The sequence below is a fragment of the Pseudoalteromonas sp. Isolate3 genome (assembly GCF_022398505.1).
GTDB lineage: Bacteria > Pseudomonadota > Gammaproteobacteria > Enterobacterales > Alteromonadaceae > Pseudoalteromonas > Pseudoalteromonas apostichopi.
Genome location: NZ_JAKEVN010000075.1, coordinates 1 through 21,207, shown reverse-complemented (window position 1 = coordinate 21,207; position 21,207 = coordinate 1). Strand labels below are relative to the sequence as shown.

17 protein-coding genes are annotated in these 21,207 nt (G+C 37.9%); 1 reads left to right on the top strand and 16 read right to left on the bottom strand.

The window, feature by feature from the left end:
* The first annotated feature begins 1,457 nt into the window (after nt 1-1,457).
* The gene (locus L1D46_RS14160; protein WP_239977719.1) at nt 1,458-2,867 is read left to right on the top strand and encodes an MBL fold metallo-hydrolase; all 1,410 of its coding nucleotides are present in this window, start codon (nt 1,458-1,460) and stop codon (nt 2,865-2,867) included.
* Nucleotides 2,868-3,099: 232 nt separating this feature from the next.
* On the opposite strand, the gene L1D46_RS14155 is transcribed toward L1D46_RS14160, so the two are convergent.
* From L1D46_RS14155 to gmd, 16 genes are all read right to left on the bottom strand, one after another.
* Complete coding sequence (locus L1D46_RS14155) at nt 3,100-3,471, bottom strand: GxxExxY protein (protein ID WP_239977718.1); 372 nt, start codon at nt 3,469-3,471, stop codon at nt 3,100-3,102.
* Between the two features lie 787 nt (nt 3,472-4,258).
* Complete coding sequence (gene galU / locus L1D46_RS14150) at nt 4,259-5,167, bottom strand: UTP--glucose-1-phosphate uridylyltransferase GalU (RefSeq protein ID WP_239977717.1); 909 nt, start codon at nt 5,165-5,167, stop codon at nt 4,259-4,261.
* A 277-nt stretch (nt 5,168-5,444) separates the two neighbouring features.
* Nucleotides 5,445-6,611, bottom strand: a complete 1,167-nt coding sequence (locus L1D46_RS14145) for a nucleotide sugar dehydrogenase (protein ID WP_239977716.1) — start codon at nt 6,609-6,611, stop codon at nt 5,445-5,447.
* 107 nt (nt 6,612-6,718) lie between these two features.
* Nucleotides 6,719-7,792, bottom strand: a complete 1,074-nt coding sequence (gene wecA / locus L1D46_RS14140) for a UDP-N-acetylglucosamine--undecaprenyl-phosphate N-acetylglucosaminephosphotransferase (RefSeq protein ID WP_275668456.1) — start codon at nt 7,790-7,792, stop codon at nt 6,719-6,721.
* Nucleotides 7,793-8,196: 404 nt separating this feature from the next.
* Nucleotides 8,197-9,159: a DHHA1 domain-containing protein gene (locus tag L1D46_RS14135; protein ID WP_239977715.1), complete on the bottom strand. Its 963-nt coding sequence runs from the start codon at nt 9,157-9,159 to the stop codon at nt 8,197-8,199.
* A gap of 102 nt (nt 9,160-9,261) precedes the next feature.
* On the bottom strand, nt 9,262-9,861 hold the full coding sequence (cysC, locus tag L1D46_RS14130) for an adenylyl-sulfate kinase (RefSeq protein ID WP_239977714.1): 600 nt from the start codon (nt 9,859-9,861) through the stop codon (nt 9,262-9,264).
* 181 nt (nt 9,862-10,042) lie between these two features.
* Nucleotides 10,043-10,321: a four helix bundle protein gene (locus tag L1D46_RS14125; RefSeq protein ID WP_345779679.1), complete on the bottom strand. Its 279-nt coding sequence runs from the start codon at nt 10,319-10,321 to the stop codon at nt 10,043-10,045.
* Nucleotides 10,322-10,434: 113 nt separating this feature from the next.
* The gene (locus L1D46_RS14120; protein ID WP_239977713.1) at nt 10,435-12,162 is read right to left on the bottom strand and encodes an SLC13 family permease; all 1,728 of its coding nucleotides are present in this window, start codon (nt 12,160-12,162) and stop codon (nt 10,435-10,437) included.
* Between the two features lie 22 nt (nt 12,163-12,184).
* On the bottom strand, nt 12,185-13,600 hold the full coding sequence (cysN, locus tag L1D46_RS14115) for a sulfate adenylyltransferase subunit CysN (RefSeq protein ID WP_239977712.1): 1,416 nt from the start codon (nt 13,598-13,600) through the stop codon (nt 12,185-12,187).
* Complete coding sequence (cysD, locus tag L1D46_RS14110) at nt 13,600-14,508, bottom strand: sulfate adenylyltransferase subunit CysD (RefSeq protein ID WP_239977711.1); 909 nt, start codon at nt 14,506-14,508, stop codon at nt 13,600-13,602. Before cysD ends, cysN begins: the two co-directional genes overlap by 1 nt.
* 170 nt (nt 14,509-14,678) lie before the next feature.
* Nucleotides 14,679-15,440, bottom strand: a complete 762-nt coding sequence (locus tag L1D46_RS14105; protein ID WP_239977710.1) for a glycosyltransferase family 2 protein — start codon at nt 15,438-15,440, stop codon at nt 14,679-14,681.
* An 81-nt stretch (nt 15,441-15,521) separates the two neighbouring features.
* Nucleotides 15,522-16,946, bottom strand: coding sequence for a phosphomannomutase (locus L1D46_RS14100; RefSeq protein ID WP_239977709.1), 1,425 nt, complete (start codon nt 16,944-16,946; stop codon nt 15,522-15,524).
* A gap of 149 nt (nt 16,947-17,095) precedes the next feature.
* Nucleotides 17,096-18,502 (bottom strand): mannose-1-phosphate guanylyltransferase/mannose-6-phosphate isomerase, encoded by a 1,407-nt coding sequence (locus tag L1D46_RS14095; RefSeq protein WP_239977708.1) that lies wholly within the window; start codon nt 18,500-18,502, stop codon nt 17,096-17,098.
* A gap of 15 nt (nt 18,503-18,517) precedes the next feature.
* Nucleotides 18,518-18,985, bottom strand: coding sequence for a GDP-mannose mannosyl hydrolase (locus L1D46_RS14090; RefSeq protein ID WP_239977707.1), 468 nt, complete (start codon nt 18,983-18,985; stop codon nt 18,518-18,520).
* A 1-nt stretch (nt 18,986) separates the two neighbouring features.
* A complete protein-coding gene (locus L1D46_RS14085; RefSeq protein WP_239977706.1) occupies nt 18,987-19,952 on the bottom strand; it encodes a GDP-L-fucose synthase in 966 nt (321 codons plus the stop codon).
* Between the two features lie 64 nt (nt 19,953-20,016).
* Nucleotides 20,017-21,132 carry a GDP-mannose 4,6-dehydratase gene (gmd, locus tag L1D46_RS14080; protein WP_239977705.1) on the bottom strand — a complete coding sequence of 372 codons (1,116 nt, stop codon included), beginning with the start codon at nt 21,130-21,132 and terminating at the stop codon, nt 20,017-20,019.
* Nucleotides 21,133-21,207: the final 75 nt, after the last annotated feature.

The window sequence follows — 21,207 nt, the reverse complement described above, 5'->3', positions numbered from 1 at the left end:
AGTTAATACAAAAATGAAATTTAAATCATAGATAAAACCAAAATATCACAATGAGGATAAGAGACGCTGCGCTTAAGAGAAAACAACTTATAAGATGTATTGGATCCCTTTTTTTCTTCTCATTCACTTCTCTTTGTGAAAAACTTATTTGAACCACAGAGAACACCGAGGCGCTGCGCGCTACACAGAGAAACCAATATTTAAAAAAGGTTTGGTCTCTCCTTCTCTTCCTCTATGCTCTCTATGTCCTCTGTGGTTAGAAAAAAGATCTTTAATTTACAAAGAGGATAAGAGACGCTGCGCTTAAGAGAAAACAACTTATAAGATTTATAGGATCCCTCATTCACTTCTCTTTGTGTAAAAACAATATTTGAACCACAACACCGAGGCGCTGCGCGCTACACAGAGAAACCAATATTTAAAAAAGGTTTGGTCTCTCCTTCTCTTCCTCTATGCTCTCTATGTCCTCTGTGGTTAGAAAAAAGATCTTTAATTTACAAAGAGGATAAGAGACGCTGCGCTTAAGAGAAAACAACTTATAAGATTTATAGGATCCCTCATTCACTTCTCTTTGTGTAAAAACAATATTTGAACCACAACACCGAGGCGCTGCGCGCTACACAGAGAAACCAATATTTAAAAGAGGTTTGGTCTCTCCTTCTCTTCCTCTATGCTCTCTATGTCCTCTGTGGTTAGAAATAAGATCTTTAATTTACAAAGAGGATAAGAGACGCTGCGCTTTAGAGGAAAACAAATAAAGTAAGTTCTTGGTTTACCTCATTCTCTTCTCATTCACTTCTCTTTGTGAAAAACTTATTTGAACCACAGAGAACACCGAGGCGCTGCGCGCTAGATAGAGAAACCATTATTTAAAAAATTTGGTCTAATCTTCTCTTCCTCTGTGCTCTCTGTGCCCTCTGTGGTTAGAAAAAAGATCTTTAGCTCACAAAGGCGCTGCGCTTTAGAGGAAAACAAATTAAGTAAGTTCTTGGTTTACCTCATTCTCTTCTCATTCACTTCTCTTTGTGTAAAAACAATATTTGAACCACAACACCGAGGCGCTGCGCGCTACACAGAGAAACCAATATTTAAAAGAGGTTTGGTCTCTCCTTCTCTTCCTCTATGCTCTCTATGTACTCTGTGGTCAGAAAAAGTTAAAAACTTAAAAATAGTTATAAATCCTTCGCTTAAAAGAAAACAATATTAAGGTTTCCTCATTCTTTACTCATTCACTTCTCTTTGTGCAAATGTTCTTTAAAAATTAGGCTGAATTCAGCAACCTACTAACAAATTATCACATCACCAACATGCAACACCATTCAGCCTCAAACTGACAGCTGAAAACTGATGGCCCGTGATTTATGAAAATTCCATCACTCCATGTTGAACTTTGCTCGTTGCCGTTGTAATCAATAACCTCTATGCTGAACATGTGCTTCAAAAATAAGGATATAATTATGCATATCAAACACCACGGAGCAGTTAACGGTGTTACAGGCTCGTGCCACCAGCTTATTATTGACGACAACAACTCAATACTCATTGATTGTGGGCTGTTTCAGGGCGAAGACAGCCACGAAGATCTCAACATCGACTTTGATATATCTACAGTAAAAGCGCTTATAATTACCCACTGCCATATTGATCATGTAGGTCGCATACCTTACCTATTTTTAGCTGGCTTTAAAGGGCCTATTTATACGTCTATCGCTACAGCTAAATTATTACCAATGGTGATTGAAGACGCCTTAAAACTAGGCGTAACACGTGATGAAGCCATAATAAATACCTGTATAAGAAGACTAAAACAGCAGCTTGTTCCCCTCGATTTCAACAAGTGGTACCCCATCTCAGTAGGAGTGGGCTTTAGCCCCGAACAAACAACCTCAAGCAACCAGAACCCTAAAGCTTTATTTAAACTCCGCCTACAACGCGCCGGTCATATTCTTGGCTCTGCCTACGTAGAAATTGAGCTTGGCAAAAAGCCAAATAACCACAGAGTGGTATTTTCTGGTGATTTGGGTGCGCCTTACACACCGTTATTGCCATCGCCTAAACCGCCCTATCGTGCCGATACTCTTGTGATTGAATCTACCTATGGTGATAAAAACCATGATGGCCGTAAGACACGGGTAAAGGTTTTAAAAAATATTATAGAGCGAGCCGTTGCAGATAACGGCGTGGTGCTTATTCCTGCGTTTAGCATTGGCCGTACGCAAGAGCTACTATATGAGCTAGAGCAAATTATTCACTCTGCACGCAAAAATTCAATGTGGCATAAGCTGCAAGTGATTGTTGACTCGCCGATGGCTGCTAATTTCACTGCTGAGTACCAACACTTTAAAACCCTTTGGGATAACGAGGCAAAAAGGCGCATAAAACAAGGCCGCCACCCGTTAGACTTTAGCCAACTGCATACTATAGATACTCATCAAGAACACATGGCACTCATTAACTTTTTAAGTTCAAGGCAGCAGCCAGCAATTATAATCGCAGCCAGTGGCATGTGCACCGGTGGTAGAATCGTTAACTATTTAGAGCGGTTTTTACCTGACAAAACAACCGATATCATTTTTGTGGGTTATCAAGGCAAGGGCACGTTAGGGCGCGATATTCAAACTTATGGGCCTAGTGGTGGCTACGTTTATATTAATAACGAGAAGATTTATATAAATGCAACAATACATACCATCAGTGGCTACAGCGCCCACGCAGACCAAAACGGTTTAATTAGGTTTGTAACGGGTATGAAAAAGAAGCCTAAGTTAATCAAAATTGTTCACGGCGATGACGAAGCCAAAGCTACCCTGGCTACAAAATACCAAGCCCTATTGGGCGATAAAACCAAGATTGAAATAGCTACTTAGATTTATCTATTTATATTGCTTTGAACCACAGATTACACAGAGAAAAAATTGTAATAAGAGGTTTTACCTTAGAGAACAGTCTGTGCCGCCTGTGGTGTAATTCGATTTGAATAATTTGAACCACAGAGTACATAGAGGCGCTGCGCGCTACATAGAGAAGAAAACTCTAATTAAGAGAACGTTTTACCTAATAAATCTGAGGTTACAATTAGATTTGAAGCCAAGAGAAATACTAAACTTGAATGCGCTTAATACCATCTACCAACCTTGAAACATTAAAGTTAATAAGCAAACCTGTTTTGATGTCGGTTAATTTTAAATATGTAATTAACTGTGCTGTGTGAATGGGTAAAAGCTTTTCTACTACTTTCAATTCGATAATTAGCGACTTTGGAAGCAATATGTCAAGTCGATACCCAGCATCTAAACAGACACTCTTGTATGAAATAGGTAACTCAACTTGGTTAAGTGGTGAAAAGCCAACTTGCAGCAATTCATATACCAAGCAACTTTCATAGGTAGACTCTAATAAATCTGGCCCTAATTGTTTATGTACCTCAATAGCGCACGCTATTACTTTACGGGTAATTATATCCATTTCCATATAGCCATCCTTGCTAATATTGAACATTTAAAAGCTGTTTATAATGTAAGAATAGCTTAAATTATCTTACTAATAATACGAAAAATACTTTTTGAACTACAGAGCACGCCGAGGCGCTGCGCGCTACATGGATAAATAAAATATTAAACAGTAGGCGTCACACCTGCTTGGTGCGTCTTATATACAACACCATTCCATCAACCAATGTCTGACCCACAAACAACACAATTTAGCTGAAACCTAACGGCTGAAAGCTTAAAGACCTCCTTCTCTTCCTCTGTGCTATCTATGCCCTCTGCGGTTCTAATTAGATTAAAGACATAAACACTCTGAACCACAGAGCACACCGAGGCGCTACGCGCTACATAGAGAAAATTAGATTAATTCTAAAACTCATAAAACACCGGCCTGAAGATAAAGCACCTTATACCTCTTTCTCTTCCTCTGTGCCCTCTGTGGTTCAAAGCTCTTAAAATTTTGGTATCCAAAACATCCCTCAAACTAACATAACACTACCAAACAGCTCTTTCTGAGTTTTTCGTCTTGCCGTATTTACCTCTGTGTTCTCTGTGTCCTCTGTGGTTCAAAAGAGATCTTACGTGCATAATAAATTTCAGACCTACGGTATCAAATATCACTTTAGTAAAGAGTCTACACATTCACCTTAAGTCTATTAATTATCTCAATCTGTAATCCTCGCCCCCTTTGTGTTTAAAATTCTATCTAATAAACAAAAACGCCTACACAATGTGTAGGCGTTTGAATATTTCAGAAACTCAAAAACTAATTAAACCGCTTTTAAGTGACTCACTTTAGGCGCAACAATATCGTTTAAAAACTCAGAAAACTCACCGCCTAGTTTTTCATCACGCATACCGTACTCAATAATCGCTTTTAAATAACCAAGCTTGTCACCGCAGTCGTGAGCTCGGCCACTCATGTGGAAAGCCTCAACAACTTCGGTTTTCATCAGCTCATCAATCGCATCGGTTAATTGAATTTCGCCACCAGCGCCCGCAGGTGTTTTAGCAAGTAAAGGCCAAATAGCTTTTGATAACACATAACGGCCAACAACCGCTAAGTTAGACGGAGCCTCTTCAGCTTTTGGTTTTTCAACCATCGTTTTAATTGGTGCGCTTTCGCCCGCTTTAATTTTAACACCACCAATATCAGCGATACCGTACTTGTGAACACTCTCTTGCGGTACTGGTTCAAGCATGATCTGGCTTGCTTTAACATCTTTAAAACGCTTAACCATAGCGGCAATGTTTTCGGTTTTTTGATCCGCGGTGTAACCATCTAAAATCACGTCTGGCAGTACCACTACAAAGTCGTCATCACCCACGATTGGTTTTGCACATAACACCGCATGACCTAAGCCCATAGCTTCACCTTGACGAACATGCATAATGGTTACATCTGACGGGCAAATTGATCTTACTTCTTCAAGTAAGGTACGTTTAACACGCTTTTCAAGTGTTGCTTCTAGCTCAAAGCTGGTGTCAAAGTGGTTTTCAATCGCGTTTTTAGAGCTGTGAGTTACGAGCACAATCTCTTTAATACCGGCGGCAATGCACTCATTTACGATGTACTGAATTAGTGGTTTATCAACTATAGGTAACATTTCCTTTGGAATAGCTTTAGTCATAGGAAGCATACGAGTACCAAGGCCCGCAACTGGAATAACAGCTTTCATAATTAGTCCTTTATTTAGTAATTTAATCTACAATAACACCAAACTAGCAACACTAAAGTAGATACAAGCTGAATGGTTTTTAATTTTATTTTTCGTTAGTACTGATGTTTACAAAGAGTAAAAAAGATACGACTTACCAAAGAAAATTTTACAAAGAGGTTATGAGGCGCTACGCTTTAGAGAAAAAAAAAGCATTATTATCACTTCCTCATTCGCTTGTCTTTGTGAATAAATCTTCGCGCGAAATAAATTTCACGCCTACGATACCGCCTTTTCCTTAATCACTACCAAACAAATCACGGGTATAAACCTTGTCGGCTACATCTTGCAGCTCATCAGCCATGCGGTTCGATACAATTACATCAGAGATAGTTTTAAGCTCATCAAGGTTTTTAATTACACGGGAATTAAAAAATGCTTCGCCCTCAAAGGTTGGTTCGTAAACTACTACCTCAATACCTTTAGCTTTAATGCGTTTCATAATGCCTTGAATAGCAGACGCTCTAAAGTTGTCAGAGCCCGACTTCATTACTAAACGATAAATACCAACTACCTTAGGATTTTGCTTAATAATTGAATTTGCAATAAAATCTTTACGAGTTGTATTGGCATCTACAATCGCACGAATCATATTGTTAGGTACGTCTTGATAGTTAGCGAGTAGCTGCTTGGTATCTTTAGGTAAACAGTAACCGCCATAGCCAAACGATGGGTTGTTATAGTGCTTACCTATGCGAGGATCTAACCCTACGCCCTCAATAATTTGCTTTGCATCAAGGCCATGACTTTCTGCATAGCTATCTAGTTCATTAAAGTAGGCTACGCGCATTGCTAGGTAAGTATTCGAAAAGAGCTTAATTGCTTCTGCTTCAGTTGAGTCGGTGAATAAAATATCAATGTCAGTTTTTACAGCACCTTCTGCCAATAAATTTGCAAATACTTTAGCCCGCTCACTTTGTTCACCAACAATAATACGTGATGGATGTAAGTTATCGTAAAGTGCTTTACCTTCACGTAAAAACTCTGGCGAGAAAATTATATTGTCTGTACCAAACTGCTCTTTAACCGATTTAGTGTAACCAACAGGCACGGTTGATTTAATCACCATGGTTGCGGTTGGGTTAATTGCTAATACATCACTAATAACCGACTCAACTGAGCGAGTATTAAAGTAATTAGTGTCTGGGTCGTAGTCTGTTGGAGTAGCAATTACAACAAATTCAGCATTTAAAAGGGCTGACTCTTTGTTAGTGGTAGCAGTAAAATTAAGTGGTTTATTAACTAAAAAGTCACTGATTTCATTATCAACAATCGGTGATTTTTTACCTTGTAATAAAGCAACTTTTTGCTCATCAATATCTAATGCAACTACTTTATTATTTTGTGCTAATAACATTGCGTTCGACAGGCCAACATAGCCTGTGCCAACAACTGCAATCTTCATTATTATTCCTTTATTAAAAACTTTAAGCTAGCTAAAATGTGAGGTAAATCCAAAGTTATCTTGTGAAAAGTTATTTATTGTTAAAACCCTTTAATTTTCAAAAACCTTTAATTTGAGCTGAATGAAACCTCTGTTAATTCTAGCTTTCTACAAACATAATTCATTACTGCCGCATAGTTCATCAAAATGGCTAAGTAACAGGAAAATACAGTCAAAAAACCATAAAACATGACAAATTCAGGTAATTTTAGCACCTCGCCTATAATGCCTATACTGGCAAAAAGAGCTGCAAATCCACAAATAAAGCATAATGTTTGAATAGAACTAAAACCTAAACGCTGGCAAATGTGATGCAAGTGCTCACGGTCTGGCTTAAATGGAGATTTACCCTGTCTTATGCGACGTATCATAATTGCTGCCATATCCATTAATGGCACAGCGATTAGCCATAACGCTGTAACTGGGCGGATCATAGGGCTACCTGGATTTTGACTGGCCCCGATTAAAAGCCAGATAACAGTAAAGCCAATCATCATACTTCCTGCATCCCCCATAAATACTTTGCGTTCACGACCAATAAGGCCCAGATTCATAGCAATGTACGGCAGCATACAAACAACAAGTAACAAGCATAAATAGCTCAAGCTCTGCTCTCCCACGCCACTTAACAATAAACCAATACTACCAAAGGTAATTATTGATAATCCACCTAGCAGCCCATCAATACCATCAACCATGTTAAATGCGTTAATACAGCCAAGAACTGCAATTACAGTTAAAATGCTCCCAGTAATACCCAAGTTAATTTCACCAAAGCCAAAAAGATTACCTAGACTAACAAGTTCAACGCTAGCAAAATAGATCATTCCAACAGAAACGAAAGCCTGAATACCCATTCGTATTTTAACGCTTAAATCAAACTTATCATCAAGTGCACCTATTAAAGTTAAAGCACTTATACTTAGCATAAATAAATTTGCATGGTTTATCATGCCGGGGTGAGAAAAGATGTAATGAACAATCGTTAAGCATATAGCAACACCACCAACTAACGGAACATTGCCAGTATGAAGCTTTCTGCCAGATGGTTTATCCACTAAACCAATGGTTTTGGCCACTTTGCGCATTAAAAATAGTATTGCAAAAGCGATGATAAAAGTAAATGCGAGGTCAATAAACATATTCCTTCCTTGAATTCGATTGTATATATTTTACTGATACACAAATACTAATACAAAAAGATTGTTTTCGCTACGCTTCTTTCTTTTAAATAGTCAAAATATTTACGTAAGAAACTTAACTAATTGTAAGCATTATAAAAGCAGCTGAAGTAACACCTACAACAACAAATAGTTGCAAAATCAAGTACAATATTGGTAATGTGTTAGCCTAAAAAATTAGATAAAAGTTAAATTTACTGGTCGGCTACAATTAAACACCACACATAACCTATTTTTATAACGCTTAAACCTGACCTATCACCCTTTATGGGCTACAAACTATATACTCTTTCAGTTTTAATGTTTCTTAGTGCATATTTTCATTAAGTAAACATGAGAAACAGATAAGTTAAAACCCATAAAAACTAGGCAACCCCATAAAAATCAATAAGTTTTTCCAAAAAAACAGAAACTTGATTATAACTTAATTCATTGATACCTGCGGCTGCTGCGCGGCCGCCGCCAGTGGCAAATTGACTGCATACCTCAACAGCGCCTTGCTTATTATTTAGTGGCGCCCTTACACTTACGGTGTAACTTCCTTTGTTATTGTAGGTAAGCACTGCATGAGCTTTGTTGGGTGCTTGGTTTACAAGGTCGTTACCTAATACTCCACTTACACGGCGCGCCCATGGCGCGTCATCAAGCAAGATAACCTTTGCTATATCGCAATTATGTAAAACTTTAGCACCTGCGGCTTTTTGCATATCGGCTTTATATGCTTTTTCTAACACGTAATAAACTGACTCTGGGTCGTTAATGGCTTCAAGAGGTGACTTATATTTTAGTAGCTCGTTAAATAAATCTTCTGGGGCAAAGTGTAAATCAGCCACCTCACTGCCATAGCCATTATAATTAATATAAGTACCAAAAGCTTTAAGCAGTGACTTTTCGAGCTCGCTTAAACCAAGTTTATCAGCTTCGCTATCTGCTTTTGCAAATAAGTTATCGCCATAAGCGGCTGTAATGGCCCATAAGTGGTATTGCTTATCAATAATGTCACTTACAATTAAACTTGTACACATATTTGCATCTAAATCGATATGTGCAAATAAATTAACGTGCTTTGGAATATCACCCGCCTTATGATGGTCTACATATATAACTCGTGCACCGACACACAGCGCATCGTGCAGCTCTGCCATGTTTTTTTCCATCGAAATATCGAGTACGCGAATATTGTCACCAGCTTTTGGGGTGATTTTTTTCAATAATTGAATATCACGTTTCACGCCCGTTACTTTTACGCTTTCAACAGGATTAGCTAGCTGTAGCTGTAAAAGTGCGATGATGCCATCTGCATCGCCGTTAAAAATATCGTAGTTCATAAAATCTCAAAAGTAATAGAAGTTAGAGAATTAGACGTCAGAGATTAGAGATATTAGACGTCAGATATCAGTGTTCAGAAGACTGATATCAGGTTTCTAGCTCTAAATTTCTAAAATCCCTGCTTCGCGTAAATAACCAATAATTTGTTCAACGCTTTGCTCAATAGTTTGCTCAGCTGTTTTTACATGAATTTCTGGTTGCTCTGGGACATCAAACGCCGAGCTAATACCTGTAAAGTTAGGGAGCTCACCTGCTCGGGCTTTTTTGTATAAACCTTTAGGGTCGCGGCTTTCGCAAACCTCTAATGGCGTATCGATAAATACCTCTACAAATTCATCTTGGCTCATAATACTTCTAGCGCGGGCACGATCTTCTTCAAAAGGTGAGATAAACGCGGTTGATACAATTAAACCAGCATCAACAAACAGCTTGGCGACTTCACTAATACGGCGAATATTTTCAACCCGGTCTTCATCGCTAAAAGTAAGACCTCTGTTTAAGCCCATGCGCACGTTGTCACCATCAAGCAAATAAGTATGGCAACCTAACTCAAATAACTTTGCCTCAACCGCATTAGCAATTGTCGACTTACCTGAGCCACTTAACCCAGTGTACCAAAGTAAAACCGGCTTATGCCCTTTATGTTGTTCTTTCTCAGCACGCGAAACTGTTTGAGTGTGCCATACAATGTTCTCGGTCATAGTACCTCTTAGGTTCTAGGTTCTAGGTTCTAGGTTCTAGGTTCTAAGTTCTAGGTTCTAGGTTCTAGGTTCTAGGTTCTAGGTTCTTTAAAATGATATTCAATGGCTGACTCTTTAGCACAGCCTTTTCTTAATGTTATTAACGCTGCAATCATAGCTGCAACTTCTTTAGCTTCAGAAATTAATTCAAGCCAACATGCTTATCCATAAATTTTATCTCAATACCAATATATAATTGAGTTATGAGCTCTCCTGCCGAGCCTTTTGCATAATATAAAAAACGAGCTTCATCATTGCAGGTTTCTCTTTCGAGCCCTTCAGCGATATTAGAGGGAATTGATAATGCAGCACGTGTTATTTGACCTTTAAAACCGTAATCTTTGCAAACAAACATTACTTTGTATACGTCGCATGCTAATCGTGATGACTTCTTCCAAACATCCATTTGTTCAAATTTCATAACTAGTCCCTTTGCCATAGGTGAAATCCATTCACAACTAAACCTTATCGGAAAATAAACCTAGCGCCTAGCTCCTTTTAACATCTGATATCTTATCTCTATAGTGCTCGTTTTTAAAACGGAAAAAATACTGGTATCAAGGCCAATACGACCAGGCTATAAGTGATAGAAATCGGTAAGCCAAACTTTATGAAATCGCTTAATTTGTAGTTGCCAGCATTATAAACCATTAAGTTGGTTTGATAACCGTAAGGGCTAATAAAGCTTCCACTAGCTGCAAATGCAACCGCTAGTACAAATGGTAAATAACTAACACCTAAACCTTGAGCAATGGTAAATGCAATAGGAAAGGTCAGCGCAGCTGCTGCATTATTAGTAATTAACTCTGTAAATAATAGAGTAAGTAAAAATACACCAATAAAGGCGATATATACACTTTGACCTGCGAGCAGCTCTTTGACTTGCTCTGCTATTAACGTTGATACCCCTGAGTTATCAAGAGCTGTAGCTAAAGTTAAAGCGCTCATAACAATAAGCCAAAGCTCTAACGGAAAACGTCGCTTAATTTCGTTTAGTGATAAACAACGGCAACCCACCAGTACTGCAAGATAAAATATAAAGCTTTTTAATAGGCTAATATCAATAATTAAAGAACTAGCAATGGTTGCAACAAAGCCCCAAATAACAACTCGCTCTTTTAAACCTTTGAGCATGTTATCGGCTTTAACGCCGCTAAGTATAAAAAAGTTTTTAGTTAAGTTAGTACGTTTGGCAAAATCAGGGCCGACTGCAAGAATCAAAAAGTCACCACTTTGAATAGTGATATCACCCAGCTTACCTGAGAGCTTTTCTCCTTCACGGCGAACAGCAACTACGGCAGCATCAAAGCGAGCACGAAAACCAGCTGTTTTTAATGTTTTACCAACTACTGTAGCTCCAGGCTTAATAACTACTTCGGTTAAGTTATCACGCAACAAGCCATCTTGTTCAGCAAATAAACTCAAACCTTCAAATTGCTGTAGCACCAGTACTTTAGTAACATCGCCCGAAAAAATTAGCTTATCGCCTTCTTGAATAATTTGTGTGGGTGCTATTGGCGAAATTAAGCGCTTTTCACGTACTATCTCAACTAAAAAAAGAGCTTCTAAACTTCGTAGCCCATTCTGCTCTACTGTTTTACCTATTAAAGGTGAACCTGTACTCACTTTAGCTTCAACAAAGTAATCGCTAGAGCTTTCAACTTTACTTACTTTACCTTTTAGTCGGCTGATAGTTAGCGCCATTACCAATACACAAGCCCCAACTGCCGCTAATCCAATTGGTAAAAAGTCAAAAAACTCAAAACCCACAACGCCTCGCTCAATAAGCATAGAGTTAACTATTAAGTTTGTTGAAGTACCGATTAGGGTAAGAGTGCCGCCTAATATAGCGGCATAAGAAAGAGGTAATAAAAGTTTGGTTGGAGCAATCAGTTTATTGTTTTTTACTGGGCTAATTAAAGTAGCGACTACCGCGGTATTATTCAAAAATCCTGACGCTATAATTGTTGCCAACAAGGTTCTAATATAAGACTTAGCTACTGAGCCATTAAATAAAACATTAGCCAGTTTTCGCAAAAAACTGGTACGCTCAAAGGAAAATGCGCATACAACTAAAAGTAATAGAGTTACTAAGCCTGGATTAACAGCATTCGTAAGTAATTGCTCAGTTGAAACTAAGTTAGACGCAAAGCAAGCCAAACATGATGCGGCAAAAACACGTTCAGGGAACTTTTGAAACTTAACTAAAAAAATAATAGTTGCTATGAAAATAGCAACTATTAAGTACTGCTCAATATTCATAAGTTCCCTTTACTTATATTTACTAGTTGATTTCTTTTGCATCCCACTCAGGATAATGCGTTCTAATATATTTATTTAACTGAATTTCTGCTTCTGTATATTGCTTTTTCACAAGATGCTTGGTATTTAAACTATTTGTTGCATTAATAACCATACCAGCACCAACAGTGCCGTTAGTTAAACGGTCAATAATAATAAATGAACCGGTTTGTCGATTTAAGCTATATGGATCTACAGTAACTTGGTTATTTAATTTTAGTTCGCATAGCGCTATTTCATTAAGCTCTAAAGATTCTGCACTTTCCTTCTCAAGAGTATTAACATCAATTTTATTACTTATTGATGAAAAGAAACCCGTTACCTCTTTTGTTGCAAACTTTATTAGATACTCTTTGTTAGTGGCTAACACTTTTTCGTCCATCCATACAATATGTGCAGATACTTGGTCTGCAAGTATGACAGAACTATTTAAGTGGACTAACATATCACCACGGCTGATGTCTATTTCGTCTTCTGTAGTAATTGTTACCGCAAATGGAGCGCAAGCTTCTGTAATTGAGCCTTCAAATGTATCAATACTTTTTACTTTACTTTTCTTGCCAGATGGTAAAACTTTAATTTCATCGCCCACAGAAACGCTACCCGAAGCAATTGTTCCAGCAAAACCACGATAATTAAGATTTGGACGGTTCACATACTGAACAGGAAAACGAAATTCATCTAAAGTTTCAGCTGATTCAATAGAAATGTCTTCTAACAACGACATCAATGTCCCACCTTGATACCAAGGTGTATTTGAGCTTTGGTTAACGACGTTGTCACCATTAAGAGCAGAAATTGGTGTAAAGTGAATATCTGGGATATTTAAAGATTCAGCTAGTTTTTTATAATCTTCACAAATAGCGTTATATGTTTGTTCAGAGAAATCAACAAGGTCCATTTTATTGATTGCTACAACAACGTGCTTTATTCCTAACAGCGATACTATAAAACTATGTCGCTTAGTCTGTGTTTGAACACCATATCGAGCATCAATTAAAATTATAGCTAAGTCTGCAGTAGATGCGCCTGTAGCCATATTTCTTGTATATTGTTCATGCCCTGGGGTATCTGCAATTATAAATTTACGTTTATCTGTCGAAAAGTAACGGTAGGCAACGTCAATAGTAATACCTTGCTCGCGTTCAGACTGTAATCCATCAACCAATAATGCTAAATCTACTTTCTCTCCTGTAGTACCACTTTTTTTACTGTCTTTTTCTATAGCTGCTAGCTGATCCTCAAAAATCATTTTTGAATCATGTAACAAACGACCAATTAACGTACTTTTACCATCATCAACTGAGCCACAGGTAATAAAACGTAACAACTCTTTATTTTCGTGTTGATCAAGATAATCTAAAATATTCGATTCAATTAGCGTAGATGCGTGACTCATTAAAAATATCCTTCCATTTTTTTCTTTTCCATGCTGCCTGACGAATCATGGTCTATTAAGCGCCCTTGCCTTTCTGATGTTTTAGTTAAAAGCATCTCTTGTATGATTTCTGGAAGTGTTGTTGCTTCAGACTCCACAGCGCCTGTAAGCGGGTAACAACCAAGCGTTCTAAAGCGAACCATTTTATGTTGAATTTCGTTTTTATCTTTAATTGGCATTCGTTCATCATCAACCATAATGAGCATACCATCACGCTCAACTACAGGGCGCTCTTTAGCTAAGTAAAGTGGTACAATTTCAATATTTTCTAGGTAAATATATTGCCAAATATCAAGCTCAGTCCAATTACTTAAAGGAAACACACGTATACTCTCGCCTTGCTCAACTTTTGAGTTATAAATATTCCATAATTCTGGTCGTTGATTTTTTGGATCCCAGCGGTGATTTTTATCACGGAATGAATACACCCGTTCTTTTGCTCGCGATTTTTCTTCATCGCGGCGCGCTCCCCCAAAAGCTGCATCATATTTACCTTTGTTTAGAGCTTGTTTTAAGCTTTGAGTTTTCATTATATCCGTATGCTTTGAGCTACCATGTGTGAACGGACCTACCCCAGCCTCTACACCTTCCATATTTTTGTGGACGATAAGATCAAAACCATACTCATTGGCAATGCGATCTCTAAACTCAATCATCTCCTTAAATTTCCAATGAGAATCAACATGAAGTAAAGGAAATGGTATTTTTCCTGGAGCAAATGCTTTACGGGCTAAATGCAACAGAACAGATGAATCTTTACCTATTGAGTAAAGCATAACAGGGTTTTCAAACTCAGCAGCTACTTCCCTGATAATATGTATAGCCTCGGCTTCGAGAGCTTTTAAATGGGTAAATGTTCCTTTATTCATTAATATTTCTCTTTTGTAGTTATCAAATATTGCTGTACAGCCTGAATTTCAATAAATAGTGATTTAACTCTTTAACACTAAAAGCCAGCTTAAAAATCAAGCCCCCTTTAAAATAAGATTAAATTTCATTAAAAGAGCAGTTTATATAAATTCATGATTCAAACTGTATTTTACTGTCTAAATACCGCTCGCCACGCATAGTAGCAAAAGCTAATCACTGATTTTGTAAAAGATAGCATTTCTACCTCTCTATAAATTTGCCATTGACGCCTTGCTTTTTTAAATTTGTTACGGGAAATAGAATTAGGTAGAATCCGGTAAAGAGTTAATACTTCCGTTAGTGGGTACGCACTTTTCCCCGATTTTAGTAGCTTCAACCAAGTCGCATAATCTTGTCCAGTTCTCAATAATGGCATTGATAAGTCCTCGAATGCTCCTCTCCTTAACATGACAGTTGAGCAACCTAAAGTGGCTTTTTTCTTAAGCATATCCTCATAAGTTACAAAGCCATTTAAATGTGTATCTACTTTTTGACCTGTTTTTTCACCTTTATCATTCATAAGTTCATAAGCTGTAAAAGAGAAATCTACGTTATTTAATTCCATAAATTGAACTTGTTTCTCAAGTTTTTCAGTCATCCAAAGATCATCGCTATCAATAAAAGCTATAAATTGACCACGTGCTTGTTGGAGGGAGTTATTTCTAGATACAGCAGCTCCAGAATTAGCATTATTTTTGAATATTACTATTCGACTGTCGCTGTTAGACAGCTTCTGTAAAACTTCAAATGTATCATCACTTGAGCAGTCATCTGTAACTATCCACTCCCAATTACAAAGCGACTGATTTAATATTGATTTATAAGTATCTACGATTAGGTTCGAAGAATTATAAGTAGCAGTTATTATTGAAACTGAAATAATCTTTGACATAAGTTATATTTTGCTCCAACTTCCCTTGCATATATAAAAATTAATTTACCTTTAACAACTCACTATTTTAGAGCTACTAATTTACATTTCATGCTTTACGATAAGATTCAGCGTCTTATTAGCTAAACACTCTGAACTACTGAAATTATCAGTTTCAACATAACATCTTAGCTCTGGAGCATTACCTGAAGATCTCAAATGGATAACATCCCCCGAATTTAGGGTAATGCGTAGCCCATCTGTTGTGTCTATACCATAGCTTCCTTCAAATCCTAATTTAGATAAGAGTACACTCGCATCTCCCTTAAGTTCTGTTAGTAGACTTAAACTTCGTGCGCGAGAAAAGTTTTGTAACCTATCACTTGCAGTAAAGCGCTGTGGCAAGTTATCTAAAAGTTTCGAAATACCCTTTTGCTGTGATAATAAAATGAGTGCAGGTAATAACGCATCTCTAGTTGGTAGAGCTTTAAGCGGTTTTCCATTAAAATTAATATCTGAGCCAAGTAAATAACCACCATTTGCTTCAAAGCCAGCGACTGATGCGTAGTGCTTAGCTAAATTTGCAAACTCTGCAATTACATAGGGAGAGCCAATTTTAGTTCGCTTAACTTCTTTAAAGCTTTTAGTTTTTTCAATTGCTGTATTGCAACTTACTGGTACAGCAAGTGCTTCGATATTTAATAATTGGCTACATAACAGTCCTAAAATGTCACCACGTAACCAATTACCATTTTCATCAGCAACTAGTGGGCGATCACCATCTCCATCCGTTGAAAAAATAGCATCAAAGCCGTATTCTTTAGACCAATCTAGTGCTCTTTGTTTATCTTCATCTGATACAGCCTCAGTATCAATAGGAACAAATTCATTGCTGCGACCTAAACTAACAACATCAGCACCTAATTGCTCAAAAAGAGATTTATAAATATCACGCCCTGCACTTGAATGCTCGTAAATACCGATCTTTTTACCTTTCAGGGTATCTGCATTAAAAAGTGAGGTATAACGTTTAATATAAAATTCGGATGCTGTAGTATCTAATACCAGCTCTGCAAGATTTTCAGATAAAGCATTGAATACAGCCTTACTAGTTATTATGGCTTGCTCATCAGCCTTTGTAATCTCACCATCTGGGCGGTAAAACTTTAAACCGTTGCGATCAAATGGAATATGGCTTCCTGTAACCATAATACATGGCATATTATCTTGCATTGCCTTGTAGGCAAGTGCTGGGGTGGGTGTTACCCCATAATACACAACATTTAATTTATGTTGTTTTACTGCTTCTGCACATGCCTGTGCAATTGCATAACTACTTGGACGGTTGTCTATAGCAATTGCTACTGTATCAAAAGTAAATTCACTATCTATCGCTGATATAAAGGCTAAAGCAAACGCCGCATTTACATCAGAGGTGAAATCTTTAACAAGACCTCTCGCACCACTGGTACCAAACGCAATACCACTCTTTGCAATGACTTCAGAGCAAACTAACTGGCTGTCCATAAAAAAACCTATTTATTTAACTATTCAATAAGAAGCATACAGCTAGCACAAAACAAACTGCACTAGCTGATATTCTAACATCTGATATCTAACGTATAATGTCTTTTATCTAACCACTGACGTCTGATATCTGACATCTCCTCTTTAGCCTATTTCACTCGACCATATCGGTCTTCAAAACGCACGATGTCATCTTCGCCTAAGTACGAACCCGATTGCACTTCGATTAATTCTAAGTCAACTTTACCAGGGTTTTCTAACGCATGAACCGCTGTAATTGGAATATAAACAGACTCATTCTCTGTTACATATTGCTCAGTATCATCTATTTGTACTTTTGCCGTACCTGACACTATAATCCAGTGTTCCGCTCGATGATGATGCATTTGTACTGATAGCTTCGCACCAGGCTTAACTGTAATACGCTTTACTTGAAAACGCTCACCACTATCAACTGAGTCATATTTCCCCCATGGGCGATACACTTCACGGTGAAAAGTGACTTCAGAGCGCTCTTCCGCTTTTAGCTGGTTTACAATCGCTTTAACTTCTTGCGATTTATCTTTATGGGCAACTAAAATAGCGTCTTTCGTATTTACAATTACTAGGTCTTCAACACCTACTGTTGCAACAAGTTTGTCTGCACCAAATACAAGCGTATTCTTTGTATCTACCGCTTTTACATCACCTTTAAAAGCATTGCCATTTTCATCTTGTGAAGACACTTCCCAAAGGGCTGCAAAGCCACCAACATCGCTCCAACCTGCATCCATAGGCAGAACAACTGCATCTTTTGTGTGCTCCATTACAGCATAGTCAATCGACTCATCAGGGCAGGCTTCAAAAGCAGCTTTATCTACGCGAATAAAGTCCATATCGCTGCTTTGTACTGCAATGGCTTTTTCGCAAGCTGCATAGATATCTGGGCGGAATGCTTTTAATTCTTCTAAATAGCGGCTTGCTTTAAATAAAAACATACCACTATTCCAGTAGTAATCACCGCTTTCAATATACTGCATGGCTGTTTCTAGGTTTGGCTTTTCAACAAAACTGTCAACCACATAGCCATGCTCTACAGCGTCACCACGTTTAATATAGCCATAACCTGTTTCAGGACTGTTACCTACAATGCCAAACGTCACTAATTTATCTTGGTTTGCTAATTCTGCTGCTTTATTGACACTAGCCTGAAAAGCAGCTGAGTCTTCAATTATATGGTCTGCAGCAAGAACAAGTAATAATGGGTCTTGCTCATTTTCAATTGCTTTAAAAGCAGCCAAAGCAATAGCCGGTGCTGTATTACGGCCTACTGGCTCTAAAAAAATACCGCCATGCTCTGCACCTAATTGGCGCACTTGCTCTGCGGCAATAAAACGATGCTCTTCATTACAAATTAACATGGCTGGTGAGTGCGCAAAGCCCGTTAAGCGACTTAGCGTATCTTGAAGCATGGTCTGCTCGCCGTTAAGCGATAAAAATTGTTTTGGATAGTTGCCACGTGATAGTGGCCATAAACGGGTGCCTGAGCCACCTGCCATGATTACTGGTAAAATCATAATAATTCCCTGTGTTTATTTTGTTAAAGCTTCAAAATACCATTTTGTATGCTTGTGGACCTCAGGCGATTTGAGTAATTCATCAAAACTAAACCATTTATATGCTGCATGCTGTTCGTTTAATGGTAATGCATCAAGCTGTTGCTTTGTAAGCCTTAATACATAAGCAATCGCGACATAGTGTGTTTTTATTTTATCGCTAAAGACACTATCATCATAAAAATGGTCATAAGGGCCTAGCAATTCGGCAGTTGATAATTCAACTTTAATGCCCAACTCATTAAGCGTTAGCCTTTCAAAAGCATTAGCCAGTGACTCATTTTTTAAAATGCGACCTCCAGGAACAAACCAAAATCCTTCAGCTGGGCGGTTTAACCTTTGTCCAAGTAATGCTTCATTATTTTCGTTAAGTACAACAAGGTCTATAGATACCAGTGGTGCACTGTCGATGACTGTTTGAAACCTTTTTTGCTCTAAAAACATATTATTTTCTAAAGTTGTCTTGGTTGGTTAAGAACCACTCATACGTCAGCGCTAAACCATCTTCAAGGCTGATTTTATATTGCCAACCTAAAGATTTTAATCTTGAAACATCCATCAGCTTACGTGGGGCACCATCTGGTTTTGTGGTATCAAACTCAATTTCTCCTTTAAAGCCAACAACTTTAGCAACTGTTTCAACTAATTCACGAATAGTACAATCGACACCCGTACCCACATTAATATGGCTAAGCATCTCGTGGGTATTTGAGTTATAAACATCATCACTAAGATTCATTACATAAATCGAGGCTGCAGCCATATCGTCAACGTGCAAAAACTCACGCATTGGTTTCCCAGAGCCCCAAGCGACAACTTTGTCATCACCAGCCAGTTTTGCTTCGTGGAAGCGTCTTAATAATGCAGGTATTACATGAGAGTTTTCTGGATGAAAATTATCATTTTCACCATATAAATTAGTTGGCATAACTGAGCGATAATTTCGCCCATATTGACGGTTATATGATTCACACATTTTAATCCCGGCAATTTTAGCAATTGCGTAAGGTTCATTAGTTGGCTCTAACGTACCTGTTAACAACGCACTTTCTTGCATTGGTTGCTCAGCTAATTTAGGGTATATGCATGATGAACCTAAAAATAGTAAGTCATTTACCCCAGCTAAATGGGCACTATGAATGATATTATTTTGAATCATCAAGTTCTCATATATAAACTCAGCTGGGTAAGTATTATTCGCAATAATCCCCCCCACTTTAGCCGCTGCTAAATACACTTGTGCAATATCGTTCGATTCAAAAAAATTAGCAACCGCGTTCTGATCCAAAAGGTTTAATTCTGAGCGAGATCGAGTAATAACATTCACTCCAGATTGCTCTTGTAATTGTCTAACAATAGCACTGCCAACCATTCCTTTATGACCAGCAACAAAAACATTCTTAGCTTGCATCGTTCTTTCCATAATAAAACCCAGCTTTGCGCTGGGTTAAAAATTCAAACTACGAGCCCTGTAGTTACTCTACAGAAACACTAATATCATAGCCATGCGATTTTAAAATTGCATGTTGCTTAGCTTTAGCTAAGTCACTTTGTACCATTTCAGCGCACATTTCTTCTACAGTAATTTCAGGTTCCCAACCTAACTTTTGTTTCGCTTTAGTAGGATCGCCAAGTAGCGTTTCCACCTCAGCTGGGCGGAAGTAACGAGGATCTACGCGAACAATAACATCGCCTACGCTAAGCGCTTCAGCAATATCGCCCTCAATAGCAGCTACTGTAGCGATTTCGTCAACCCCTTCACCAGTAAACTCTAAAGTAATACCTAGCTCTTTAGCCGAAAGTGAAACAAACTCTCGTACAGAAATTTGCTTACCGGTTGCAATAACGAAGTCTTCAGGAGTTTCTTGTTGTAGCATCATCCACTGCATACGCACGTAATCTTTAGCATGACCCCAGTCACGGAGTGCATCCATATTACCTAGGTATAAGCACTTTTCTAATCCTTGTGAAATATTAGCTAAACCACGAGTAATCTTACGTGTTACAAAAGTTTCACCTCGGCGAGGGGATTCATGGTTGAATAAAATACCATTACATGCATACATACCGTATGACTCACGGTAGTTTACTGTAATCCAATAAGCATACATTTTTGCAACCGCATAAGGAGAGCGTGGGTGAAAAGGCGTTGTCTCTTTTTGAGGTGTCTCTTGTACTTCACCGTAAAGCTCAGAGGTTGACGCTTGATAAAACTTAGTCTTCTTTTCTAAACCTAAAAAACGGATAGCCTCTAGTAAGCGTAAGGTACCGATTGCATCTACATCGGCAGTATATTCAGGGGCTTCAAACGATACAGCTACGTGGCTTTGTGCACCTAAGTTATATACCTCATCTGGCTGAACTTCTTTTAAAATACGAGTGAGGTTTGATGTGTCTGTTAAATCACCATAGTGCAAAAAGAACTTAGGATTTTCTTCATGAATATCTTGATAAATATGATCAACACGCTCGGTATTAAAGCTCGATGCTCGGCGCTTAATTCCATGAACTTCGTAGCCTTTTTCTAACAAAAACTCTGCTAAATATGATCCGTCTTGACCAGTAACACCAGTAATTAATGCTTTTTTCATCCTTTAATCCTAATTTTTAACTAACAATTTTAAAATAAGTATTTGCCAAGGTTAACCAATTATTCTCATTTGCAT